General features: G+C 40.5%; 20 protein-coding genes and 1 pseudogene. 13 read left to right on the forward strand and 8 right to left on the reverse strand.

All coding sequences use genetic code 11. The features are described 5' to 3' along the window. The first annotated feature begins 23 nt into the window (after positions 1-23). On the forward strand, positions 24-986 hold the full coding sequence (locus DESME_RS06575; RefSeq protein WP_006715507.1) for an aldo/keto reductase: 963 nt from the start codon (positions 24-26) through the stop codon (positions 984-986). Positions 987-1,058: 72 nt separating this feature from the next. On the opposite strand, the gene DESME_RS06580 is transcribed toward DESME_RS06575, so the two are convergent. Both DESME_RS06580 and DESME_RS06585 read right to left on the reverse strand, forming a co-directional pair. Continuing rightward, the gene (locus DESME_RS06580; RefSeq protein ID WP_006715506.1) at positions 1,059-1,568 is read right to left on the reverse strand and encodes a CarD family transcriptional regulator; all 510 of its coding nucleotides are present in this window, start codon (positions 1,566-1,568) and stop codon (positions 1,059-1,061) included. Between the two features lie 196 nt (positions 1,569-1,764). After that, positions 1,765-2,091, reverse strand: a complete 327-nt coding sequence (locus DESME_RS06585) for a hypothetical protein (protein WP_006715505.1) — start codon at positions 2,089-2,091, stop codon at positions 1,765-1,767. A 95-nt stretch (positions 2,092-2,186) separates the two neighbouring features. Between DESME_RS06585 and DESME_RS06590 the strand changes: the two genes are divergently transcribed. The 3 genes from DESME_RS06590 (at position 2,187) to DESME_RS06600 (ending at position 5,632) form a co-directional block, all read left to right on the forward strand. Next, positions 2,187-2,525, forward strand: a complete 339-nt coding sequence (locus DESME_RS06590; RefSeq protein WP_006715504.1) for an arsenate reductase family protein — start codon at positions 2,187-2,189, stop codon at positions 2,523-2,525. Between the two features lie 71 nt (positions 2,526-2,596). Continuing rightward, a complete protein-coding gene (locus DESME_RS06595) occupies positions 2,597-4,210 on the forward strand; it encodes an ABC-F family ATP-binding cassette domain-containing protein (RefSeq protein ID WP_006715503.1) in 1,614 nt (537 codons plus the stop codon). Positions 4,211-4,432: 222 nt separating this feature from the next. Beyond that, positions 4,433-5,632 (forward strand): amidohydrolase family protein, encoded by a 1,200-nt coding sequence (locus DESME_RS06600; protein WP_006715502.1) that lies wholly within the window; start codon positions 4,433-4,435, stop codon positions 5,630-5,632. Between the two features lie 116 nt (positions 5,633-5,748). Here the strand turns inward: DESME_RS06600 and DESME_RS06605 are convergent, their stop codons facing one another. After that, complete coding sequence (locus tag DESME_RS06605; RefSeq protein ID WP_006715501.1) at positions 5,749-7,083, reverse strand: radical SAM protein; 1,335 nt, start codon at positions 7,081-7,083, stop codon at positions 5,749-5,751. Positions 7,084-7,271: 188 nt separating this feature from the next. Beyond that, positions 7,272-8,477: an MFS transporter gene (locus tag DESME_RS06610; protein WP_006715500.1), complete on the reverse strand. Its 1,206-nt coding sequence runs from the start codon at positions 8,475-8,477 to the stop codon at positions 7,272-7,274. Positions 8,478-8,729: 252 nt separating this feature from the next. Here DESME_RS06610 and DESME_RS06615 point away from each other — a divergent pair, with 252 nt between their 5' ends. From DESME_RS06615 to DESME_RS06625, 3 genes are read left to right on the forward strand one after another with little or no spacing between them, the layout of a single operon-like run. After that, positions 8,730-9,203: an NfeD family protein gene (locus DESME_RS06615; protein WP_006715499.1), complete on the forward strand. Its 474-nt coding sequence runs from the start codon at positions 8,730-8,732 to the stop codon at positions 9,201-9,203. A 46-nt stretch (positions 9,204-9,249) separates the two neighbouring features. Beyond that, positions 9,250-10,245: a flotillin-like protein FloA gene (gene floA, locus DESME_RS06620; protein ID WP_006715498.1), complete on the forward strand. Its 996-nt coding sequence runs from the start codon at positions 9,250-9,252 to the stop codon at positions 10,243-10,245. 15 nt (positions 10,246-10,260) lie between these two features. Continuing rightward, positions 10,261-10,812, forward strand: a complete 552-nt coding sequence (locus tag DESME_RS06625; protein WP_006715497.1) for a hypothetical protein — start codon at positions 10,261-10,263, stop codon at positions 10,810-10,812. Positions 10,813-10,941: 129 nt separating this feature from the next. Here the strand turns inward: DESME_RS06625 and DESME_RS06630 are convergent, their stop codons facing one another. Beyond that, entirely contained in the window at positions 10,942-11,796 is an 855-nt protein-coding gene (locus DESME_RS06630; RefSeq protein ID WP_025248704.1) for a CvfB family protein, read from the reverse strand. Between the two features lie 247 nt (positions 11,797-12,043). On the opposite strand from DESME_RS06630, the gene DESME_RS06635 reads away from it, so the two are divergent. The 5 genes from DESME_RS06635 (at position 12,044) to DESME_RS06655 (ending at position 21,414) form a co-directional block, all read left to right on the forward strand. Beyond that, entirely contained in the window at positions 12,044-13,048 is a 1,005-nt protein-coding gene (locus tag DESME_RS06635; protein WP_006715495.1) for an NADH:flavin oxidoreductase, read from the forward strand. 247 nt (positions 13,049-13,295) lie between these two features. After that, positions 13,296-16,547, forward strand: a complete 3,252-nt coding sequence (locus DESME_RS06640; protein ID WP_006715494.1) for a DEAD/DEAH box helicase — start codon at positions 13,296-13,298, stop codon at positions 16,545-16,547. A gap of 13 nt (positions 16,548-16,560) precedes the next feature. After that, positions 16,561-17,760: an MFS transporter gene (locus tag DESME_RS06645; protein ID WP_006715493.1), complete on the forward strand. Its 1,200-nt coding sequence runs from the start codon at positions 16,561-16,563 to the stop codon at positions 17,758-17,760. 105 nt (positions 17,761-17,865) lie between these two features. After that, positions 17,866-20,046: a DNA helicase RecQ gene (gene recQ / locus DESME_RS06650; RefSeq protein WP_006715492.1), complete on the forward strand. Its 2,181-nt coding sequence runs from the start codon at positions 17,866-17,868 to the stop codon at positions 20,044-20,046. 54 nt (positions 20,047-20,100) lie between these two features. Next, positions 20,101-21,414, forward strand: coding sequence for an alkaline phosphatase family protein (locus DESME_RS06655; protein WP_006715491.1), 1,314 nt, complete (start codon positions 20,101-20,103; stop codon positions 21,412-21,414). A gap of 183 nt (positions 21,415-21,597) precedes the next feature. Here DESME_RS06655 and DESME_RS06660 read toward each other — a convergent pair whose 3' ends face one another. Further along, positions 21,598-22,251, reverse strand: a complete 654-nt coding sequence (locus DESME_RS06660; RefSeq protein WP_006715490.1) for a DUF3793 family protein — start codon at positions 22,249-22,251, stop codon at positions 21,598-21,600. Between the two features lie 130 nt (positions 22,252-22,381). Further along, positions 22,382-22,954, reverse strand: a complete 573-nt coding sequence (locus DESME_RS06665) for a hypothetical protein (protein WP_006715489.1) — start codon at positions 22,952-22,954, stop codon at positions 22,382-22,384. A gap of 210 nt (positions 22,955-23,164) precedes the next feature. On the opposite strand from DESME_RS06665, the pseudogene DESME_RS06670 reads away from it, so the two are divergent. Next, positions 23,165-23,338: pseudogene (locus DESME_RS06670) on the forward strand (thiolase family protein); the annotation flags it as partial. A gap of 62 nt (positions 23,339-23,400) precedes the next feature. Here DESME_RS06670 and DESME_RS06675 read toward each other — a convergent pair. After that, positions 23,401-24,633: an aminopeptidase gene (locus tag DESME_RS06675; RefSeq protein WP_006715487.1), complete on the reverse strand. Its 1,233-nt coding sequence runs from the start codon at positions 24,631-24,633 to the stop codon at positions 23,401-23,403. Positions 24,634-24,801 lie beyond the last annotated feature (168 nt).

The following is a 24,801-nucleotide window of genomic DNA, read 5'->3' on the forward strand; positions in this document are numbered from 1 at the left end:
ATAGAATCGGGAGAGTTAAAGACATGAAAAAGAACCATTTTTGCGCAGGACTACCGCAAGTCAGTGAATTGTGTTTTGCTGTAGCGCCAATGGGATCTCTGATGTCAAAAGTTTCAGAGGAAGAAGGGGCCCAGCTTATTTTAGCAGGGCTAGAACAAGGGATAAACTTTCTTGACACGACAGACCAGATTTATCGGCCCTATTCTCGAATAAAACGTGCACTAGACCAATTTTCAGGAGATGTTGTTTTAGCTGTTCACTCCACATCTCCTAATCAAAAAGAAATGTTAAAAGCAATTGAGGAAGCACGAATGGCTCTAGATCGAGATTATATTGATCTTATGATTCTACATATCAATAAGAGTACTGCAAGCTTATTGAAGGATAAAGCGGGAGTTTTTGAAGGTCTCCTTGATGCTAAGTCCAAGGGTTGGATTCGGGCAATTGGATTGTCGACTCATTCTGTTAAGCTTCTGCAACAAGCTGTCGAGGTCGAATTTATCGATGTACTCAACCCAGTTATCAATCTCCTCGGTCTAGGCATATTTGAAGGTCAACTTTTAGATATGTTGCAGGTAATTCAGAATGGGCATGCATCAGGTAAAGGGGTCTATGCGATGAAGCCTTTAGGCGGAGGACGTTTAGCCACTAATCCTCGTGAAAGTTTCAATTTTGTGAGAAGAATATCTGAGATTAGCTCCTTAGCGACTGGCATGTTAACCTTGGAGGAGTTGCAGCTGAACCTGGAGATTTTTAATGATATTCCTACTTTTAAAAATGAAGCTCCAATCAAATTGACTTTTCCGAGAAACAGAACTTTAAAGCGATTTTCGAAATTTTGTAAGGGGTGTGGTATTTGCATCAACAACTGCCCAGCAAATGCTATAACCCTTAATGAAGGAAAGGCGCACGTTGATGAAGAAAAATGTATTTTCTGCGGTTATTGTGCTTCTGTTTGTCCACAATTTGCTTTGCGTCTGGACTGAATTGTAAAGTAAGAGCTTAGGAAATAACAAAAGATGAGACCCTTACCTGATTACCCAGGAGGATCTCATCTTTTATGCGTTAATAGCTTCTTGAGTACTAATGACTTTATTTAATAAATTTACGGCTTGCTCTTGGGTGATTCCTTTAACTTGAACGACTTCACTTGCTAAAATTTGCCGAGCCGTATTCAGCATATTTGCATCATCCATACCCAACTTATTTTTGTTACGTTTGCTTTTTCGTGTTAAATCTCGGATGATTTCAGTGATCTTAAAGATATCACCGCTCTTGATTCTCTCTTTATTGATTTCATTGCAGGAGCGTTTATTATCATAGATAACTGGATCTGTATTTCCAGTATTGAAATCCCGAAGGGCACCGTCAATTGTTTCGGGTTCAACAACCTCGCGAATATTAAGATTCGAGGTTTTTTGAGTAGGAACCATAACTTTCATGTTAATATGAGGTATATTTAAGATATAGTAGAGCTGGCTTTGGCCAAGGACTTCTTTCTCTTCAATCGCCTCAATAATTCCGGCTCCATACATGGGATAAAGAATCTTGTCGCCAACGTGAAACATTGACCCACCTCCTAAGCAACTATACTTATAGTATACCACATATTTTGCGTTTTTACAAAACTTATATATTACTACGATGAATGTCGTGTGTCAATAAAAATAATTCGTTGAAAATACAACTATAAAAAGAAATTTAAAGAAGGCTAGACAAGCAATTATCAGAAATTATAATGCAAAAAACTGCGTTGTTACATACTTAATTAATTCGTATGTTCTTACGGAAATTAGACTGTTCAGTCTTCATGTCAGCGAGTTGAGCAAAATGAAAATCCGTAGCTTCTTCCATTCCCATAGTTTCAACAAGACGATTACGTCTCTCAAGTATTTCGTAGAGGCGATGACACTTAAAAACACTGCGCTTCATCATCTTTTTAACTTTCCTCAAGTCCGCACAACAGTCGCATTTTTCAGGACAATCCTCAACATCGCTTAAGGTACCCGCAATTATGTGGGGTCGATATTGTCCTTTCTCTGTTTGAAAGCCTCGTACTTTTATTTTAATATAATGATAATTAACACTCATAATTGTCCTCCTTTAATAAGAATTAGTGTTTCCAGCCTTTATCTTTATGATGCGGATCACTTTTGTAATATGGTGCGGAAAGGAGCCTCAGAGACTTGAATATCCAAATTTTCGGTACGAAGAAATGTTTTGATACCAAAAAAGCCGAACGCTACTTCAAAGAAAGAAAGATTAAATATCAATTCATTGATCTCAATGAAAAAGCATTAAGCAAGGGTGAATTAGACAGCATAAAACGGTCCATTTCCTTAAACGATTTATTTAATAAAGCGGGGAAGGTATACAAAGCGCTAAATCTTGAGTTTATTCGTTCAAGTAGCACACGTGAAGAACTTTTACTCAATAACCCCGGGCTATATACAACACCGATTGTTCGTAATGGACAGAAAGCGACAATTGGTTACCACCCAGAGATTTGGAAAGAATGGGAGTGATTCCAGACGTAATTTATGATATAATGGGTTATTGTTGTAAAATAAAGTGATTAAAGGAACGATTTAAAAGAATGATTAGTACAAGTGGATTAACGTTAAGGTTTGGAAAGCGTGCCTTGTTTGAAGATGTCAATGTTAAATTTACGCCAGGCAACTGTTATGGCTTAATCGGTGCCAATGGAGCAGGAAAATCAACCTTCTTAAAAATTCTTTCAGGGGAAATTGAGCCCTCCAAAGGAGAAATTGTCATAACCCCCGGAGAACGGGTTGCAGTCCTTAAACAAGACCATTTTGAATTCGAACAGTATAAAGTGTTAGACACTGTCATTATGGGGCATACACGACTCTATCAGATCAGGGAAGAAAAGGATGCCCTCTATGCTAAACCGGATTTTTCTGATGCAGATGGTGTTCGAGCTGCAGAACTCGAAGGGGAATTCGCAGATCTGAACGGTTGGCAAGCAGAAGCTGAGGCAGCTGAACTCTTGATGGGACTGGGAATCACTAAAGATCTTCACGAGAAATTGATGGAAGAACTCGACGCAAGTTTAAAAGTTCGTGTTCTTTTGGCTCAGGCTCTTTTTGGCAATCCTAATATTTTGTTACTCGATGAGCCCACCAACCACTTGGATCTTCAATCGATCAATTGGTTGGAAAATTTTCTCTTGGATTTTGAAAGCACTGTTATCGTGGTTTCTCATGATCGTCACTTTTTAAATAAAGTGTGTACACATATCGCCGATATTGACTTTGGAAAGGTCCAAATGTACGTGGGGAACTATGATTTTTGGTATGAATCCAGTCAATTGGCATTAAAACTGATGAAGGATGCCAATAAGAAAAAAGAAGATAAAATTGCGGATTTGCAAAAATTTATTCAAAGGTTTAGTTCGAATGCCTCTAAGGCTAAGCAAGCAACTTCTCGTAAGAAACTCTTGGAAAAATTGACTATAGAGGATATAAAGCCGTCTTCCCGTAAGTATCCTTATATTGCATTTACACCTGACCGTGAAGCAGGTAATCAACTTTTGGCGGTCGAGCATTTAACGGCAACTGTTTCGGGAGAAAAGGTTTTCGAAAATCTTTCCTTTATTGTTAATAAAGGGGATAAAATTGCCTTCGTGGGGCCGAATAGCATTGCCAAAACAACTTTGTTCCAAATTCTTATGGGGGAAATTGAACCTGATGAGGGATCGTTTAGCTGGGGTGTAACGACTTCGCAGGCCTATCTGCCGAATGACAACTCGGAGTATTTCGAGACTGATCTTAATCTTGTTGATTGGCTGAGACAATTCTCTAAGGATCAAGATGAATCCTTCGTTCGCGGCTTTCTTGGGCGGATGCTCTTTTCGGGAGATGAAACCCAGAAACCAGCAAATGTCCTCTCAGGTGGGGAAAAAGTGCGGTGTATGCTTTCTCGCATGATGCTCAGCGGTGCGAATGTTCTCCTTCTCGATGAGCCGACTAATCACTTGGACTTAGAATCTATCACAGCACTTAATGATGGACTAACTCATTTTAGTGGTACGATGCTCTTTGTTTCTCAAGACCATCAGTTCGTTGAAACCATTGCTAATCGGATTATGGAAATCACACCTAATGGTCTCGTGGATCGTCAGATGTCGTATGATGATTATTTGGAAAATGAAACTGTACAAGAGTTATTGAAAACAATGTATGAATAAATCACGAAAGTGGGTCACAGAAATGTGGCCTGTTTTTTTGTTTTTCCTTAAAAGTGATACAATAATGGTTACAAGATTATAGAATTGTAAACGCTCCGAAATTTCCTAATAATCTTTTGCGAGATTAGCGCGGCATCCAAGTAACCCTTTTAACAGACTTTGAGAATCTTTGATTATTTTATTTAAATAGAAAGATAACAAGAGAACGGGAAAGGGAGAACTATGAAGATTTCGTGCAGTTCAAAACATGAAATTTGGAATATACCAGAGTCCGGGGAAGCTCTACTCGCGGGATATTGGAGCCCTGAAAAAGGGCTGGTTTTACAAAAGAGCTGGGTTAGATGGCAGGAAGGCAAAATTACATTACTTGAAGCCGCTGATATTTCATATCCCTTTTTTTGTACCTCTGATAATGTTTTTACTTGGGATTCCTATTATCTAATGCCAGGTTGGTTAGATGCTCATGTTCACCTTGCTTTGGATAGTCTCGACTTTTATCAATGTTTAGACAACTGGAGCCGGCCTGAGCTGATTGGGATGAATATTCAGAACTACTTACGACATTATCTTGAACAAGGGATCGTCGCCATACGAGATGGGGGGGATCTTCCTGGATTTGCTTGGCAGGCTAAACAAAAGGTGGATTCGGGTGAATGGATTGGGCCTAAAATTTTATCCGTTCGCGAAGCTGTGCAGCGTAAAGGGAAGTACGGGCGTTTTCTAGGGCGCGGCTTTAATAAGATACAAGAATGGCGAGACCTACAAGAGGTTTTTTTTGCTCAAGGTTTGGATCAGCTAAAAATAGTGGTTACAGGCCTTATAAAATTCGATACTTACGGGGTAGTCGGGCCCATACAGTGGAGAGTTGAAGAACTCAAGGAACTCGTAAAGAGTGCCCATGATCGGGGAATTCCGGTAATGGCTCATGCAAGTGGGAATGAGGGTATCTCTGTAGCTATTGAAGCGGGTGTTGATTCAATCGAGCATGGTTATTATCTCACAACAGAGCAACTCAAGCGTATGCATGCAAAGGGAATTGCTTGGGTACCTACTGTTGCCCCTATTGGAAATATCCTGAAATACGATTCGGATCGTTATTCTAAGCAGGAGAAATCGGTCTTAACCCGAATACTGCAGGGTCACTTGGCTAAGATTCAAGAAGCCTATCAATTTAAGGTTTCACTCGGGGTGGGGACCGATGCAGGAGCTTTTCTCGTTCCTCATGGTGATGCTTTTTTTGACGAACTTGATTGGTTTAAAGAGGCGGGACTGCCCAAGGACGAAATTATTAGACGGGCTAGCCAGGGAAATGCTTATATCTTTGGTTGGCCCGACTTCGGGACCCTCAAAGTCGGAAGCGCGATGAATCGACTCCAACTGACAAGTGATCCGTATGATGTCACAGATCGTATTCATATTTGAAATAAATCGATGACACGAACGAATAGAGGCTATTGGATTATGTGAACCAATAGCCTCTATTTATTGCTTATTCGCTTTTCTTAATGCAAGCCTTATTTCGGAGCAAGGGTCCCAATTTAGATATCCATCTTAAAATCATGTTGTAATGGCGTTGTATAATCAACTCGCAGTTCTCGTAAAACATTTTCCCCGTCTCGTTGTTCAACAACGTAGTAGCAAATACCAACTTCTAAATTGGGAAGTTGTTTCTTGAACTTGCTTAAATATGCAATAGGAAATTCTAAATAATTGTAGTTGTTATCTTTCCTATAGTTTTTTAAACCTGATTTTCGGAGGAAGGCTAATACTGGGGCTATATCCTGTCCAAAAACCTTTGCTGATTTAAGAAAATAGTCTTTTTCGGACATGATGCAATACGTGTAGGTGTTTCGAAACGGATTATTTTGGTTATAGATCTGCCCACTATATTTGTTCTCCAAGGAGCAATAATGCACTCCAAGTTTCAATTGCTTTTCCTGCGCAAATTTTAATAAGTGCAAACAATTTTCCTCGCTACCAGCAATGGGTAAGCCTCCAGCATACCAATAATTATAGAGAACCCGGTACTGGGTCGGTTTAATTTGGTAACCCCGTTTGGCGAATTCCTGGGTATTATTCAATGGAAAACAAAGTTCCAAAAGGTTAATACCGTTAAAGCCAATGGAGTCTAAAGTCATTAGTAAGTCTTTCATTTGTTCTAAATCGTTTGGCATTACAGGCATCTCTACCATAACGTGGGGGATGTACGCCTTGCTTAGTCTTATTTTTTCCAGGATAACATTTTGTTCTTCTATAGAGTCATCCGTCTTGATGCTGAATCGAATTTCATCGAGACCTACATTTTTTAATACTTGTAAATATTCTTCATCAAGAAAGGCTCCGCAGGTATAAAGACGGGTATAGGCTTTAGGATAGAGTGTTTTTGCGTGACGAAAGAAGGCTTCGGTTTCTTTTTTATATAAAAGAGGTTCGCCACCGGTTAGCGCGATGTCTTTATAGACAATCCCTTTTTCATGTAGCTTATTTAATTCTTCAATGAGGTTATTTTGATGATGCAAAAAATATTCGTAATTTTGCTGGTTTGGATTAAAACAAAAGTAGCAATTTCGTGGGCAATTTAGGGAAATGAAAAAGGTGATGGTCCCAACTCCTTTACGGCAAGCGATACAAGAAGGAGATACCCATCCTTGAGTAAGACTTTTATAATCATTGGAGATTTTCAGGCCATGTTCGGTCATTTCTATCACTTTATCATCATAGACGTTTAAGAAAGAATGATCAGAAATGGGTAAACCGAAGGCAGCGATCTGATGATGGAAATCTTGATGAATATTATTATATATTTGTGCGTAATTCCTATATGTTGGATTTTGAATTTGATCGATATTATCTGAAGTGATTGCTCTAAGCATATAATCCTCCATTATTTCGCTGGATTTTAATCTCTTTTTTACCGTATTGATGTTCTTGCTTTAATTAGAAGCGTAAACAAGCTTTGCATAACCTATCGCGGGAAGTCGCATCGTGCATACTAAAAAAAATTATAAGCATATAATGTTGAAAAATGCAACATAAACAGGTAATTTGATTTTTATATGTCTTAAGATTTTTTTTTCATTGATCCCCAAGCAATTAAAGCAAAAATCACCATACTCATTCCGCCCCAACATACCCCTTGCCATCCCCAGGCGCTCCAAAGATAGACCCCAAGAGCTGAACCTAGTGCTCCACCGCCAAAATAGGTAACCATATATACTGTATTCAATCGATTTTTAGCATTAGGGAGGAGTGAATAGACTTGGGTCTGATTAGCAATCTGAGCACTCTGAACACCTAAATCCAAAAGAATAATCCCTAGAATTAAGCCCCACAGGTGTTGTCCAAAAAAGCCTAATATCATAAAGGAAAAAAGAGTGATTCCAGCCGCACCTCCGGCAACAAATCGAGGGGTGTTTTTGTCTGCAAGTCGACCTGCGAAAGGAGCTATTGAAGCTCCAACGACTCCAACTAGTCCGAATAGGCCGGCAATCTCGCTTCCATAAGAGTAGGGTGGGTGTTTAAGGAAAAAGACTAATGTCGTCCAGAATAGGCTAAACGCTCCGAAAAGCATTCCTCCCATAAAGGACGTTTTTCGGAGTATGGGTTGTATTAAAATGAGTTGCCCGAGTGAACGCATTACCTGTGGATAGGTAATTTGAGAATTTTCCGGGTCGCATTTGGGAAGATAAGTCCTGAGAAGGAGTAATAAAATAATCATGAAGCCAGCAGCAATTAGGTACATTGCTCTCCATCCCCAGAAGTGCCCGATGATGCCACTGACGAAACGTGCAAGTAAAATTCCCAAGAAAAGTCCGCTCATGATGAGTCCGACGACTCGGCCCTGTTCCTTAGGTTTTGCTAATTGTGCTGCCAAGGGAACGATGAGTTGAGGTACAACTGTTGTTAACCCAACAGCGAAACTTGCAAGCTCCAATATTGTAATATTAGGGGCAAAGGCCATTGCGAGTAAGGCGAGAATTACTGCTCCAAGTAAACTTGTGATTAATTTTCTGCGTTCCCGCAAATCTCCGAGTGGAATAAAGAAAAACATGCCTAAGGCATATCCTATTTGAGTGAGCATTGAGATATTTCCAATACGGCTTGGTGAAACCTGAAAGGCTTGGGCCATATCGACGAGTAAGGGTTGATTATAGTAAAGATTGGCTACCGAGGCTCCTGCACCAATGGCCATAACCCTGATTAAGACCGTCGTAAGCTCGAAAGAAGAAGAATTTTCTAAGGAATCCTGTTTAAGTGGCTGATTCATTATATAACTCCTATTTGTATTAGTAATCTTATTTTAGCTTTACGACTAAGAAGTTACAACTTCAATCTGATCCAGTTGAAAACATTCGCTTTGAAACAATAAAGGTTTTATTAAATTCTTCAGTAAGATATTTACAGATAGTTATAATACACATATGATAGATACAGATAGGTTGCGAAAATAGTCTCAAATCTAACCTTAGAATTTAATAAGTTCATACTTAAAAATTTTGAAGTGAGAGGAGTGAAAGAGATGGAGCCAGGATTTGTATCAACCCTGTTTATATTAGGAATTATCCTACTATTTTTGGAAATCTTTATTCCTGGCGGAATTCTGGGCGGTCTAGGTATTGTGTTATTTTCAATCGGGATCTTTCTCATTGTAGATTCCGCTCTACAGGCAATCCTATATATCGGGGGAATGTTGCTCGCTCTAGGAATCTTAATCCTTTTAAGTTTTCGTTTTCCGCGAACACGTAAATTTTGGAAGAAATTTTCTTTGGGCACCCGTCAAATGAAAGAAGCAGGTTATGTCGCGCCAGAACCCAGTTATGAGCATTTTCTTGGAAAGAGAGGAGTAGCGCTCAGTCAACTCCGTCCAGCCGGAGTTGCAGAGGTCGAGGGAGAACGTCTCGATGTTGTAACTGAAGGAGGGTTTATCTCACAAGGCACAAAAATTAAAGTAATTGAAGTTGAAGGAACCCGCATCATAGTACGAGAGGAATAATATAAAGAGAGAAAGTGGAGGTGAAGCCCTTTACTGGGCGCAATATATGGCAGCTACGCTTATGTCATTCATTCTATTAGCAATAGTTCTACTAATTGTCGGTATGTTGTTTACATTTATTCCAGTCGGACTCTGGATATCAGCTTTAGCGGCTGGAGTTAACGTAGGGATTTTTACTTTGGTTGGGATGAGACTACGGAGAGTCATTCCTTCAAAAATTGTCAACCCGCTTATCAAAGCTCATAAGGCAGGCATCAATATTACAACTGAAAAGTTAGAAGCACACTATTTAGCGGGCGGAAATGTGGATAAAGTAGTTAATGCTTTGATCGCAGCGGAGCGTGCAGCTATACCCTTGCAATTTGAGAGAGCCGCCGCCATTGACCTTGCCGGTCGTGATGTCTTGCAAGCAGTCCAAATGTCCGTCAATCCAAAAGTTATTGAAACTCCGATTGTCTCCGCAGTGGCCCAAAATGGTATCGAACTGAAAGTAAAAGCTCGAGTTACTGTGCGCGCCAATATTGATCGTCTCGTCGGTGGAGCAGGAGAAGAGACGATTATCGCCCGGGTAGGAGAGGGTATTGTTACAAGCATCGGTTCGTCATATTCGCATAAAGCTGTCCTGGAAAATCCAGATATGGTTTCTCGTACCGTTTTAGAAAAGGGACTCGACTCAGGAACCGCCTTTGAAATTCTCTCTATTGATATTGCCGATGTCGATGTTGGTAAAAACATTGGTGCCCAACTTCAGACGGATCAGGCTGAAGCTGATAAACGTATTGCTCAAGCCAAAGCAGAAGAGCGTCGTGCCATGGCCGTTGCACGAGAACAAGAAATGAAAGCCTCCGTTCAAGAAATGAGAGCAAAAGTCGTCGAGGCAGAAGCCGAGGTTCCGCTTGCGTTGGCAACCGCCTTAAGAGAGGGTAAACTGGGGGTTATGGACTATTACAATATGCAAAATATAATGGCGGATACCTCGATGAGAGATACGATAGCCCGTACGGGTAAGGCTGAGTCCGGTGATCCCAGCCCGAAAAAATAATAGGGGGGGACACCCATGGAAAATATATTTTCCTGGATACCCATCATCATTGCTATCCTTGTAGCACTATCTTCGGCCAGTGAGAAAATCAAAGGAAAACCAGGCTCAAAATCGCTTACCCCATCTCTTCCTTGGGTTAAGGGCCTTGAACCTCGCGAATTTGAACTTCCCAAATGGCTCACTCAGGCAATACCTGGAATAGAAACCCTTTTGACTACAAATGAAAGAATCGAAGAGTATCCTTATGAAAAGACAGTTATTAATGACAGGACGATGGGTCTTGAAGGGACCATTGGAATTGAAGGAACTGCTGGAGATGAGGGAACATTAGGAATCGAGGGAGCAATTGGAGTCGAGGGAAACTCGGGTGTTGAGGGGACATCTGGAACAGAAGGTGCTTCCGGACAAGAGGATACGGCTGAAGCCAAACCCCTTAGCACTCTTAAAAGATCCTTACAAGCTGGAGGTAAATCAATAACTAACATCCCGAATAATGAAGACTTAATTAATGCAGTGGTATGGGCAGAAATTCTCAACAAGCCAAAAGCATTAAGGGCAAGGAGGTAAGTAAATATTTTCTCATTGGAATAATGTGAAGGAGCAAGAATTCCACTTCAGAAGAAGGAGAAACTCTTGCTCTTTTTATGTTACTTGCCTATTTTGTATTTGGAGTTCATCAGTTCATTGAACTGATCCCTAATTTTCTGTGTTCATCAATTTAAGCTTAAAGCCTTTGTCGGTCTTTTGAATTCTTCCTGATTTGAGTAAGCTCCCGATCGCGCGTTTAAATTCAGATTTACTCATGTGAAACATCATTTCAATTTCCGCAGGACTTGCTTTTTCACTTAAGGGAAAGTTTCCGTCATTTTCTTGCATCACTTTAAGAAGAAGCTGGGCATCGATACTCATTTGCTGATAAGAAAGTCTGCGCGTTGAGAGATCTAGCTTACCGTCTTCCCGAACCCGAATGACACGGGATTGAACTCGATCTCCTGCGTGTAGCTCGGTGAAATTCTCAGTGTTCGGAATAAGTCCCTTATACAGGTTATCCACGGCTACAAAGGCACCAAATTCAGATTGGATCTGATATACCGTCCCTGTGACGACATCATTTTTTTGATAAGGCGCATCCGAGCTTAGAAATTGAGTGATCTCCGTTGTACAACAGAGCCTACCACTTTTGTCTATATAGACTGAAACTAAATAACTTTTTCCGACCTCAAGCGGATACTTCTGCTCACTAAACGGTAAAAACAAACCGCGCTCTAGGCCGAACTCCAAAAACGCTCCAATTTTTGTTTTGGCAGTAACGGTTAAATAGGCGAGCTCCCCAACTTGGGCAAGTGGGGTCCTCGTTGTGGCAATCAGCCGATTTTCTGAGTCCCGGTAAATGAAAACGTCTAGAAAATCGCCCGCTTTAGCTTCCGCTGGGCGTTGCTTTTCCGGCAACAATACATTATCCTTACGATCTCCAGTTTCAGCATCGAGATAAGCCCCAATGGGAACGAGATTAGATATTCTAAGTCTATTAAACTTTCCAATCTGAATGATATGAATTCCTCCTAGTATTTAACGGTTAACTAATCTCTAATATACCATTAATTATAGCATAAGGTCTTATTCTCTGCCATTTTTACTTCTTTCCTACTTTTTATAGATAAAAAGATTTGAAGAGTTGGCAATCGAAACGATAGAGAGTTATAATCTTGTGGTGGTACTTAAAGTTTCTTAGATTCAATAAGTAACTAATAACCGACTATAATACTTAAACTTATCTAATTTATGAGGAGGATTATATATGGCGAAATTACTTCAGCCTATACAAGCGGGCCAACTAACCTTATCTAATCGTTTAGTTATGCCACCGATGGCTACGGCCAAAGCTGAAGCTGATGGTCAAGTGAGTCAAGCAATACTTGACTATTATGCCGAAAAATCAGCCGGCGGTCATCTCTCATTAATCATTATTGAGCATAGTTTTATTAAACCCGAGGGCAAGGCTAGCCATAACCAGCTTTCTGTTGCAGACGATCAAATGATAGAGGGATTAACAAAGCTAGCTCAAGTTATTCAAAAAAATGGTTCTAAAGCAATGATGCAACTCGCTCATGCCGGAAGTCAAACTGCCAGAGAAATTACTGGCTTTACACCAGCTGCTCCTTCTGCAGTTCTTAACTTGCGTAAAGGAGAGGAACTGCCTCATGAGTTGACTCATGAAGAAATATTTGAGCTTGTCAAAGCCTTTAAACATGCAGCTCGCAGGGCAAAGATTGCTGGTTTTGACGGAGTAGAAATTCATTCAGCTCATGGTTACCTTCTGAACCAGTTTTTATCACCACTCTCAAATAAGCGGACTGATGAATACGGCGGAACTCTTTTAAATCGTATTCGACTTCATCTTCAAGTGATTGAAGCCATTCGTTCCGAAGTTGGGCCCGATTATCCGGTCTTCATAAGGATTGGTGCATCTGACTTCATGGTAGGAGGAACAACTCTAGAAGACAGCCAAATTGCAGCTCGTGAATTTGAAAAGGCTGGAGTTAATGGAATTGATATTTCTGGAGGATTCTGTGGTTTCACTTTACCAGGCATAACATCACAAGGCTATTTCTCAGAACTCTCTGAAGGAATTAAACAAGTGGTTTCGGTTCCAGTTATTCTTACGGGTGGCATTATTGAAATAGAGGTAGCAGAGCAACTTCTCAATGAAGGTAAAGCCGATCTTATTGGAGTAGGTCGAGCTCTTTTGCGAAATTCCAAATGGGCTGAGGAAGGGATTATTAAACTACAAAGAGAAGGCTAAAGAGATTTATGATTAGAAGCGGCAATCTTTTTTCCGGAAAAGGGAGTAAAGAATTGCTGCTTTTATTTTATCAAGTTGCCGAGCCTTGGAGCTGTTAAGTGAACGGATGTGGGGGCATAGAGTCGACTTATCCTCGAAGGGGAAGGGGAGAAGCTACATGCCCCGGATTAAGGGTAAACTCCAGAGAATTGTGTTATAATAAACTTTATTCCTAATTTTCTTGGAGCGATTCAAAGGAGTCTTTTTGATGTTACGTCTCGAAATGACAGATCGACAAATGCGGAACCTAGCGAGCTACCCAATGGCTTATCAACTCGGGGTTGCATATTATCAAGCCGGGAAAGTAGGTCCACTAGAATATAATCCAGCGGAACGAAAAGTTAAGGCCTTCGTTGCTGGAACTTCTCGATATCTCATTCAGCTTCAGCTCACACCTGAGGGCGGACTGGGCAGTTATCAGTGCAGTTGTCCTGCCTATAGTAATCATTCGGGTGCCTGTAAGCATATTATTGCTGTCCTGAAAAGCACTCAGACTAACTTACCCTTGATATTCCAGAAAAAGGCGAACAGTAGTTCAACTCAGGAGTTTTTAACGTTTTTTGAAAATCATACTCAGGACCCCTTTAAGGAAGAACTCAACCTCGAGGTTGAACTTGACCTTTTTGTTGTTCCGAGACATCGGGTCGCAGCAGACTTTTCCTTAAAAGTAGGCTTGGAACGACTGTATGTGGTTAAAGATGTCGGAATGTTTTTGAACTCTCTTTATAAAGGGAAAACGTTGGAATTCGGAAAACAGTTTACCCTTGAACCCCATCGCCAAACCTTTAAAGAGCAAGACCGTCCAATAATTAACTTTTTACTCGATATGTATGAACAGAATCTGGCCTGGTCAGATATGTTAAATACCTACGCTGGATCGGCCTTTAATAGCAAAAAGTTAGTTTCTTTAAAAGGAGTCTATTTTAAGAAGTTTCTAGACGCTTTAGGGGATAAACCCTTTAATCTATATCAAGAATCTGCACCTATCTCAGAAACTCAAATTTTTCGTCAAGCGCTTCCTTTAGAATTGTCTCTAAATTCCGAAGCCGAAAATCTTGCTTTGACGTTCGAAGCTGACGAACTTCCTATTCAATTACTTCCCGATGCAAGTTATTTCCTATACGAACAGAAGATTTACCAAGTGTCACCTGCTCAACAGGAAATTCTTCCGTCTGTGCTCAAGGCACTACACAAAGAATACTCTTCAACTTTGATCCTACCTTCTAATAGCAAAGAATTTTTTATCTCAGAAGCATTACCTTCGCTTGAAAAAATGGGTAAAGTTTCAATTGCACCTAGACTGGCTGAAAAGTTCAGGCGTGAGGACCTTGTGACCCAGATTTATTTTGAACGGGGAAACAATGATGGAATAGCGGCTCGCGTCGAGTTCCATTATGGGAAAAACTCCATCAATCCCTTTGCACCGGTAGGAGGAAGCCATACCCTTAAGGATTCCCAAGAGGTGATTTTAATCCGTGCTGTTGAAGAGGAGCGCAAAGTTTTAAACTTGTTCGAACTTGCAGAATTCAGTGTTAATCAAGGAAAAATTCATCTTGAGAATGAGCAAAAGATCTTCGAATTTGTCACAGAATACCTTCCTCAACTCCAAAACATTGCTGAAGTCTATTACGCCGAGGATTTTAAAATGAGTATTCATAGTTCTGTTTCGCTTTCAGGCGGTGTTCGTTTGGATGAAAAAATGGATCTTCTCGAAATATCTTTCCATTATAGTAATATCGATGAAGCTGAATTAGCGGATATCTTTCAGGCAATAAATGTTAAGAGAAAGTACTACCGTCTTAAAGATGGATCCTTTCTCAATTTGCACCAGCCTGAATTAGAGACAGTGGCTCGCCTTGTCGATTATTTGGATCTCACAGCAGAAGATCTAGAACAGAACGTACTTCAGCTTCCGAAATATCGGGCTCTCTATATCGACAATTATCTGCGTCAGGCCAATTTACCAGGTATTCAACGTAACAAGGCGTTTAAGCAACTGGTCCAAAGTATCCTTGAACCTCATGATGGGGAGTTCGAAATTCCATCTTCTCTAGAAGGTGTGCTCAGGGACTATCAGAAAACAGGATTTCAGTGGTTAAAAACCCTAGCTTTCTATAGCCTAGGTGGAATTCTAGCGGATGATATGGGGCTTGGAAAGACCTTACAAGTTTTGGCCTTCATTCTCTCTGAAAAGACAACGGCTACACACCCTGCGCTTGTAGTTGCTCCAACCTCATTGATCTATAATTGGCAGGAAGAAGCTCTTAAATTTGCGCCAGAATTGAATGTTCTTGTTATTGATGGCCCGCCCCAGGTAAGACAATCTTTATTAACAGACCTCAAGTGTTGGGACCTTGTGGTAACCTCTTATCCGCTCCTGCGACGTGATACAGAGATCTATAGCCATCTTGAATTTTCTTATTGTTTTCTGGATGAAGCACAACATATTAAAAATCCGCAAACGATCAATGCAAAATCAGTTCAACAGCTCCAGGCCAAAGGGTATTTTGCTTTAACCGGGACTCCAATCGAAAATTCGCTTTCGGAACTTTGGTCTATTTTTCAATTCATTATGCCAGGGTATCTTTTGTCTCAGCCTGATTTTCGAAAGAAATATGAAATTCCCATCGTCAAAGGAGACGATTCTGAACCTTTAATAGAGCTCAGCCGGCACGTCACTCCTTTTATCCTGCGCAGATTGAAAAAGGACGTTCTCTTAGAGCTTCCTGAAAAGATTGAAACCCGGATGAGCGCTCAGATGACTGAAGAACAAACAAAAATTTATCTTGCCTTTCTTCAGGACGCTAAAAAGAATATCGCTCAAGAAATCGCCACTGTCGGCTTCGAAAGAAGTCACATTAAGATTCTCGCCGCGCTGACCCGACTTCGTCAGATCTGTTGCCATCCTGCGATGTTCGTCGAGGATTACACAGGGGGTAGCGGTAAGATGCAACTGTTTGAGGAAGTCATTGCCAATGCCCTTGACAGTGGACATCGCATTTTAGTCTTTTCCCAATTTACGACCATGCTCGATATCATTCAAAAACATCTGACCCATGAGAAGATCGAATATTTTTATTTGAGTGGTTCAACCAAAGCCTCAGATCGGATGCGAATGGTTCAGTTATTCAATAATGGTGTAGGTCAGATTTTTCTTATTTCACTTAAGGCGGGTGGAACAGGGCTTAACTTGACAGGCGCAGATATGGTCATCCATTTTGATCCCTGGTGGAACCCTGCGGTTGAAGATCAGGCTACTGACCGAGCTCACCGGATCGGTCAAAAAAATGCAGTGCAGGTTATTAAACTTGTTACCCAAGGAACGATTGAAGAGAAAGTTTTGGCTTTGCAGGAGAAGAAGAAGGAACTCATTCAAGCGGTTATACAGCCGGGTGAAACGCTGCTTTCCAAGTTTACCGAGAAAGAGCTTGTTGAACTGTTTGATCTGAATGATATTTAGGTGAGGTATATAAATGCGAAAAAGAGATTTTATTCTATTTCTATTGGCCAGTGCACTTTTGGGTATAAGCCAAAGTATAGATAATTCTTTTATTAATAATTTTTTTAACGATACTTTTCATTTATCTGTTACCCAACGGACGATGCTTGAAATTCCTCGCGAGTTTCCAGGGTTCGCTGTGGTTTTTGTCTCGACAATTCTGTTCTTTTTAGGAGATGTCCGATTGGCAGCACTGGCAAACGTTTTAGCCGCCTTCGGTATGTTCGGATTAGGTTATTTTTCTTCAGGCATGGGCTTGATGGTTGCATGGCTTCTTCTCTACAGCCTTGGACAACATCTTTTCATTCCATTGTCGAATAGTATTGCGATGAGCCTTGCGGACGAAGGGAATATGGGGAAAAGGCTCGGCCAAATAAATGCTGCAAATACATTGGCATTTCTGCTTGCCAATCTCAGCTTTGCTTTAATTTTCAAAGTAGTCGCAGTCAATTACCGCGTTGTCTTTTTAGTGGGTGCACTTGCATTTTTTGCCGCGTCGTTGCTGATCCTTAAGATGACTCCGCATTCTCCTCAAAATGTGCACAAGGGCTTCAAAATCCTTATTCGGAAAGAATATAGGCTTTTTTATGGGCTCAATGTGTTATTTGGCGCACGCAAGCAGATCTTTATCACCTTTGCTCCCTGGGTACTTATACAAGTCTTTAATCAAGGAGTAAGCACGTTTGCGTTGCTAGGTTTTATCATCGCGGGTATAAGTATCTTCTTTAAACCTTTTGTTGGCTATCTTATTGATAAATATGGGGAACGGTTTGTCCTTGCAGGCGAGGCATTCTGCCTTATTTTCGTTTGCCTGGGATATGCTTTTTCCCAGCGCTTTTTTATTGGAATTGGGCATGGTGAATTTACGATTTACTTGATTAGTGCCTGTTTTGTTTTTGATCAAATGATTATGGCTGCCGGCATGGCACGAGCAACTTATTTGAAAAAAATTGCGTTAAATTCTGAAGATGTTTCGCCAACCCTGTCCATGGGAACGACGGTTGACCATGTGCTTTCTATGATTGTTCCGTGGATTGGTGGGTTTATCTGGACACGTTTTGGTTATGAATATGTATTTCTCGGGGGAGCCATTATCGCTTGCTTTAATTTACTGGCTACAAGCAGAATACAAATTCCTAAGCACGACAGCGTATCCAGATCTTTAGCGCAGTAAGGTCTGTCTACATTCTAAAATAAAGGGAAATTTTCAGTTTCTGACGAATAATTCCTTTGGTATTCTGCGTTTTTCCAAACAGGATGCTAAAGGAGTTGTTTCTTTATGATAGAAAAAGCCTTAAAAACTTTAGAACATTATTTTGGATATTCCCAATTTCGAACAGGGCAAAAAGAAGTCATTACGAGTTTGCTTTCAGGAAAAGATACTGTAGCAATTATGCCAACTGGAGCAGGGAAGTCACTAGCCTATCAGATCCCTGCGCTTTTATTTGACGGGGTAACCCTTGTCATTTCACCCCTCATATCTTTGATGAAAGATCAGGTTGATGCACTCCAGGAATATGGCGTCCCAGCCACTTATATTAATAGCTCACTTTCTATGCGAGAAACTATATCTCATATTGAACAAACAAAACGCGGAGAATTTAAATTGCTGTATATTGCTCCCGAACGTTTGGAAACGGAAAGTTTTCTCACTTTGCTTGAAACCTTAGAGATTTCGTTTATTGCGATTGATGAGGCGCATTGTGTTTCCCAATGGGGTCATGATTTCCGCCCTAGCTATATTCGCATTGGACAATTTCTACATCATCTTCAGGTTCGTCCGTTGGTGGGTGCTTTTACTGCTACTGCAACCGAAGAAGTCAAGGAAGATATTATAAATCAATTAAAACTTCAAAACCCACAAGTTTTTGTAACGGGTTTTGACCGCCCCAACCTTACCTTTTCAACTCTCCAAGGGGAAAATCGCAAAACTTACCTCTTAGATTATGTTAGAGCTCATGCTGATGAGTCCGGAATTATCTACGCTTCCACACGTAAAAAAGTCGATGCAATACAAACTTTTTTGAGCGGAAAGGGGTTCCCTGTCGGAAAATATCATGCAGGAATGAGTGATAAAGATCGCCAAAAGAGTCAGGAAGATTTTCTCTATGATAAAACACCTATTATCGTAGCAACTAATGCTTTTGGAATGGGCATTGATAAATCAAATGTACGTTATGTTATTCATTACAATATGCCTAAGAATATGGAAGCGTATTATCAGGAAGCGGGCAGGGCTGGGCGTGATGGCGAACCGGCCGAATGTATTCTCCTTTTTTCTCCGCAGGATGTGGTACTTCAAAGGCATATGATTGAGCAAACAACGTTTCAACCTGAACGAAGGGAAAATGAACATAAGAAGCTTCAGGATATGGTCGATTACTGTCATACGACACGATGTTTACGTAAGACGATTCTGGAATATTTTGGAGAAACAAATGTTCCTGAAGAATGTGGTAGATGTGGTAATTGCTTGGATGATCGTGAAACGGTGGATATTACTGTTGAAGCGCAAAAGATTTTTTCGTGTATTGTCCGGATGCGCGAACGTTTTGGCATGAACCTCATTGCCGAAGTTCTTAAAGGTTCGCGGAATAAAAAGGTCCTTGAACTCCAATTTGATCGACTCTCAACATACGGAATTATGAGTGACAAATCACTTCAAGAAATCAAAGATCGCATTAATTATTTGATGACCGAAAACTATTTGCGCTTATCGACTGGAGAGTATCCAATCGTGAAACTTGAACCCAAAAGTATACCCGTTCTCAAAGGGGAAGTGAAGGTTTCTCAAAAGTTATCACGCAGGGTTGAAAAAGCCAGCACTGATCTGCAAAGTTTGTTTGAACGGCTTCGCTTACTTCGTCATAACCTAGCATCGAGAGAAAACCTGCCTCCCTATATGGTCTTCTCTGATAGCACACTTCGTGAAATGGCTGAGAATCTTCCAATCGATCTTGCCGGTTTTATCCGAATTGGTGGAGTAGGGGAAAAGAAGCTTGAAAAATATGGAGCAGAATTTATCGAAGAGATAAGTGCTTATCTTTTAGAGAAACAGGCAATGGCTGGGGACCAAGTGCAGGAATTACATGATGTTGTTCAACAGACAAATTCAAATCAAGAGCGGATATCTCATAATTTAGAACCCGTTACTCATCCTTCTGTGAAAATCCCCAGCTATATCCAAACTCTTGAGCTCCTTCAACAGGGAAAAACACTGGAGGAAATCGCTGTCTTAAGAAAATTAACGATATCAACTGTTCAGGATCATCTTATTCGTTGCCATGAGGAAGGCCATACTATTCCTTGGGAAGTACTTATCCCTCCCGATCAGGAAGAGCTTATCCTCGAAGCAATAAACCAAGTAGGTAGGGACAAGTTACGTCCTATCAAAGACACCTTACCTAAAGAAGTCGATTGGTTAGCGATTAAGGCCGTACTAGCCAAGCACAAAGCATAACAATCTAGAGTAAGAAGTAACATAGCGTAGAGGGAAAGTAAAAGGGTTGATCCGATGAGAAGAATGACACGCTATCTCTTGGTAATTTCCTTTGATGGACTATCGAGTCTTGACTTTGATTACCTGATAACTCTTCCCAATTTTAAAGAGTTTCTTGAGAAAGCCTCTTACGCTCGAAAAGTATATAGTGTTTATCCCAGCTTAACTTATCCTGCGCATGCAACAATCGTTACAGGAAGATATCCGAAGAATCATGGAATCATCAATAACACTCTTTTTCAGCCTCAACGGGAATTTCCCGATTGGTATTGGCAACGGAAATATCTTAAGGGTGAAACTCTTTATGACGAAGCACTTAAAAAGGGAATGAAAGTCGCGGGCCTTCTTTGGCCAGTTACTGGAAAATCAAGCATTACCTATAATATGCCGGAGGTGCTTGCGAATCGTTCTTGGCAAAATCAGATTCTCGTTTCTTTGCTTAATGGAAGCCCTCTTTATCAATGGACACTTAATCAGAAATTTGGTCACTTAAGAAATGGGGTCAAGCAACCTGATCTTGATCACTTTACCCATCAATCCTTAATTTATACCCTCCGAGAAAAGAAACCAGAGCTTACCTTAGTCCACTATACTGACTTGGATTCGATGCGGCATTATCATGGGTTCAACTCTACAGAAGCACAGGAAGCCTTAAAGAGGCATGACCAAAGATTAGGAGATATTCTTCTAACTTTACGAGAGATGCAGATTGAAAAAGAAAGTACGATTGCCGTTCTCGGAGATCATAGCAGTCTTGATGAAGATCAGGTGATTAAACTCAATGTTCTTCTTAAGGAGAACGGATACCTAGAGTTTGATGCGAAAGGAAGACTTAATAACTACCGAGCGATTGTTAAAAGTTGCGATGGGTCGGCTTATGTATACTTCAATCCCAAATATCCAAAGAACCCGAGGGAAGTGAAGAAGCTTCTCCGTCTTCTCGAAGGATTTAAACAAGAAACGGGAGCTATAGAGGGAATTTACTCGAGCGCAGATGCGATTCACTGGGGTGCTGATCCCCAATGTGCATTTCTTTTAGAAGCGAGCTTGGGGTATTATTTTATCGATCAGCTTAATGGACCTGTCCTTGAAAAGATTAAGCCAGAAGATGTTGGTGGACTGCATCATCGAACCAAAGCCGCACACGGGTACTCCCCTTTCAAAGAGGGTTATACCACAGTTTTTATAGCTCGAGGGCAAGGAATTAGAGAAGGGGTAGTACTTCCGGAGATGAGTTTAATTGATGAAGGCCCTACTCTTGCTCGACTTCTTGGCTTTATTCTTCCTAAAGCAGATGGGCGTGTTCTTGATGAAATACTTGAACTTTGATTAAAAACTTTGATGTAAATAAAAGCCGTTGCCTTAGTCTTATAGATTGGGCATCGGCTTTGTTACCCTATATCCGGTATCGTTTTTCTCCATTTTTAAGAGCATCCAAGATTAAGCCTTCCCAGCCGTAAGAATATCGTGAACATTAACTATAATTTTTTAAGGAACACACTATATTTATACTTATATGCTAAGCCACCTTTCAAAGATAGCCTTGTTCATGAGCCGACGTGCTAGCTGATACTTCTCAAACCATTCATCCGATAATCTTTCATCACCATAGACTCTCCAGCCTTGGGTTTTTACAAACGGAAGAGGAGCGAGCCCCATGAAGCCTAAAACATCTTTTAAGGGATATCCAAGAAAAAGGCCAACTTCGTGTGGGAAATTCCGAAACCGTATTTTTTCAATAAGCTGTTCAAGATAGTCCTCTAGCGAAGAGGATGGGGGATAGTTTATTTGTTGTAAAAATTCTTGACTGATCGGATTGATTAGCCTTCGAGCTAAAACTTTCTTGTTATAAAAAAGGATTTGTTGGTATTGTTTTATTTTACGTACTTCGAAAACCTCTATATCTGGGATTTGGGTCAGCCTCATTCGAAACTCCCCCCAGGAAACTTTGTGAAGTTCGATATTCAAGAGTTCTGCAGGCTTCTGGGAGAGGAGCATGGGAGCTAAGCATTCAAGAATATAGCGTAGGTTCTCGCCCAGCGTCAATTCATTAAAGCGATTTTGACTAACAAACTCTAAAATAGCAATAATATCACTTTGGTTTATTATTTTTTGAACTCGGTTATCATTCTCTGGAATTAGGCTTTCTAATAAGATTGTTTTCAAAGTCCTTGCTCCTCTGCTCCTAAGTAAGGCTCTTTTAATCGTAGCCTACCTTTAGGGTTCTCTTATTAATCCAGGATTATGATGTCAGAGGTATGAATAATGCGTGAGGACCTGAATTGGAGATGATACTTTAAACTTTTAAATGATGTAATTTCAGATAATTTAAGATTTTTTCCCTTTCACTTGTTTGGGCATAGATCAAGGGTTGTACTTCTTCATCGACGACTCCTGCCCATTTCATAAAGAGGGATTGTTGATAGGATTGATTTAAGACTGGATCAGCATAGCTTAAGTGAATAACAAGGTACTGAGGATTAATATCTTTGTCGATGAGTGATATATCTTGGTTATCTAACTGGATCATCAGGCGGGTCGTCGTCTCACGTGGAATATCGTTAATTAAAGCATACTCGTCTACATGTACGGGTTTTAAATTCAAGCTTTGATCGAAAACATAGGTATTACTGACTAATGTAGAAGCTGCATGTTTACCCACGTTTGTAAATTCAAACTCGAACATTACTTTTTTTTGAAGGACGACTTGAGGAGAATTCTTCACACTAAAATAGGGACGATCGGCTTGGCGTTGGGTCTGCCAGGAAGTAATTGTAATATAGGCTGTGATCAAGGACACGATTGCAAAAATCACAGTAGAGAAAGTAACAATAGTCGTCGACCAATCCCATTCTTTTTTAGAAGGCATGCGGATCCCTCATTTGCAACGTTTCTAATATATTTATGAAGACTTTTATAAATATATTAGAATATTTTGAGGGTATATTTGGCTGGATTTTTATGAGTTCTGAATTTTTCGTGACCTACACTGGCAATTAACGCGTGATGAAAGTGTACTATGAAATTATTGAGAAAAAGAATACTCATGAAGTACAAATTCAGGGGGGATCAATTGGTACAAACCCGTCCCGCTGATGGGAACTGCGGGCTGATTGTAACGACAAGAGATAAAGCTCGGGAGTTGAGTACCGATAAAAACGTCAAGTTCAGATCCTATCCTATGGTTATGCTCGTGCTGAAAAGGCCTCATATGGCAGCGGCGATAGTGCCCGCTTTACAAATGGCGATTGAGATTCTATAGCAATAGTAAAGCTTAATAAAAGAACTCCGCATCCCTCGTGATGCGGAGTTCTTTTATTCAAAGGCAAAATTGCCATTTCTGAAGATCGGAATCTGTTGTCCGGTTTCCGTCACACCTGTAATCTCTAAATCAGCGGTTCCAATCATAAAATCTTCGTGGAGCAAGGAATCATTGACTCCAGCCTTTTCAAGTTCTTTGGCGTTTAGGGTAGCTGCTCCTTCAAGGCAAATGGGGTATGCTTTTCCAATGGCTAAATGACAAGACGCATTTTCATCGAAAAGGGTATTATAAAATAAAATTTTTGAGTTAGAGATCGGGGAGTCGTAAGGAACAAGTGCGACTTCACCTAAATAGTGAGAGCCTTCATCGGTTTCAATTAGATTTTTTAAGGCCTCATATCCTTTTTCTGCGCTAAAATCCACGATACGACCCTCTTTAAAGGTAAAAGAAAAATCATCAATGAGGGTTCCATTATAATTTAAGGGCATGGAGCTGAAGACTTTGCCATTAACGCCTGTTTTCTTCGGAAGTGTAAAAACTTCTTCGGTGGGCATGTTGGCAACGAATTCTACACCGTCGGGCGTGAATTCTGACCCTCCAAGCCAAAGATGTCCTTCGGGTAGTTCTATAGTTAAATTAGTTCCCAAGGAATTTTGGTAATGCAGAGATTTTATGTCTTGAGCATTTAAATAATTCATTCGGTTTTTTAAGTTATTTTTGTGGTTTTCCCAAGCTTTGAGTGGGTCTGATTGATCGACACGTACGGTTTTTAAAATTGCATCCCATAACTTTTCAATTCCCTTAGCCTCGTCATACTGTGGAAAAACCTTTTTGGCCCATGAAGCCGTTGGAACCGAAATTACGCACCAGACATTTTTATTGCTCATTAAATGTTCGCGATATTCCTTTAATGCGTTACTTCCGGTCTTTTGGGCTTTCATCAGACGTGCTGGGTCGACATCTTTCATCAGTTCCGGATCATTAGCAGAGATACTCAAGAATGCAGCGCCCTGCTGAAGATAACCCATATACATATCTTTCTGCCAGTCTGGAAATTCGTCGAACACTTCTTCGGGAGCATAAATGTAACGGATTTTGGAGAAGAGCTCATCTTTCCAGTTAATGATGACATCTCTTGCCCCTTCACGATAAGCTGCCTCAGCGATTTCCCGAGTAATCGGTGCACATTCGATCGGAGAGTTAATGAATAAGGTTTGATCCTTTCTGAGATTAAGTCCAACCTGAAGAATTAAACGGGCATATTTCTCTAGAGTGCTTAGATCCATATAAAAATCTCCTTTATTAAAGAAATTTAGTAGTGTCAGTATATCATTGATTTTAATGAAATACGAATTCGTCTAACATGGCTAATGCATAAATCTTTAGAATTATTGTCTTCATAAGCAGGAGTTTACTCCCCAAAAGTCGAAATTTAATTACTAATCTAAAAACTT

This window comes from Desulfitobacterium metallireducens DSM 15288, from assembly GCF_000231405.2.
Lineage (GTDB): Bacteria > Bacillota > Desulfitobacteriia > Desulfitobacteriales > Desulfitobacteriaceae > Desulfitobacterium_A > Desulfitobacterium_A metallireducens.

Bases quoted from the DNA above. Each gene is read 5' to 3' on its own strand.
- DESME_RS06575 (WP_006715507.1), top strand. From the start codon at position 24: ATGAAAAAGAACCATTTTTGCGCAGGACTACCGCAAGTCAGTGAATTG.
- DESME_RS06580 (WP_006715506.1), bottom strand. From the start codon at position 1,568: ATGTTTCACGTTGGCGACAAGATTCTTTATCCCATGTATGGAGCCGGA.
- DESME_RS06585 (WP_006715505.1), bottom strand. From the start codon at position 2,091: ATGAGTGTTAATTATCATTATATTAAAATAAAAGTACGAGGCTTTCAA.
- DESME_RS06595 (WP_006715503.1), top strand. From the start codon at position 2,597: ATGATTAGTACAAGTGGATTAACGTTAAGGTTTGGAAAGCGTGCCTTG.
- DESME_RS06600 (WP_006715502.1), top strand. From the start codon at position 4,433: ATGAAGATTTCGTGCAGTTCAAAACATGAAATTTGGAATATACCAGAG.
- DESME_RS06605 (WP_006715501.1), bottom strand. From the start codon at position 7,083: ATGCTTAGAGCAATCACTTCAGATAATATCGATCAAATTCAAAATCCA.
- DESME_RS06610 (WP_006715500.1), bottom strand. From the start codon at position 8,477: ATGAATCAGCCACTTAAACAGGATTCCTTAGAAAATTCTTCTTCTTTC.
- DESME_RS06615 (WP_006715499.1), top strand. From the start codon at position 8,730: ATGGAGCCAGGATTTGTATCAACCCTGTTTATATTAGGAATTATCCTA.
- floA (WP_006715498.1), top strand. From the start codon at position 9,250: ATGGCAGCTACGCTTATGTCATTCATTCTATTAGCAATAGTTCTACTA.
- DESME_RS06625 (WP_006715497.1), top strand. From the start codon at position 10,261: ATGGAAAATATATTTTCCTGGATACCCATCATCATTGCTATCCTTGTA.
- DESME_RS06635 (WP_006715495.1), top strand. From the start codon at position 12,044: ATGGCGAAATTACTTCAGCCTATACAAGCGGGCCAACTAACCTTATCT.
- DESME_RS06640 (WP_006715494.1), top strand. From the start codon at position 13,296: ATGTTACGTCTCGAAATGACAGATCGACAAATGCGGAACCTAGCGAGC.
- DESME_RS06645 (WP_006715493.1), top strand. From the start codon at position 16,561: ATGCGAAAAAGAGATTTTATTCTATTTCTATTGGCCAGTGCACTTTTG.
- recQ (WP_006715492.1), top strand. From the start codon at position 17,866: ATGATAGAAAAAGCCTTAAAAACTTTAGAACATTATTTTGGATATTCC.
- DESME_RS06655 (WP_006715491.1), top strand. From the start codon at position 20,101: ATGAGAAGAATGACACGCTATCTCTTGGTAATTTCCTTTGATGGACTA.
- DESME_RS06665 (WP_006715489.1), bottom strand. From the start codon at position 22,954: ATGCCTTCTAAAAAAGAATGGGATTGGTCGACGACTATTGTTACTTTC.
- DESME_RS06675 (WP_006715487.1), bottom strand. From the start codon at position 24,633: ATGGATCTAAGCACTCTAGAGAAATATGCCCGTTTAATTCTTCAGGTT.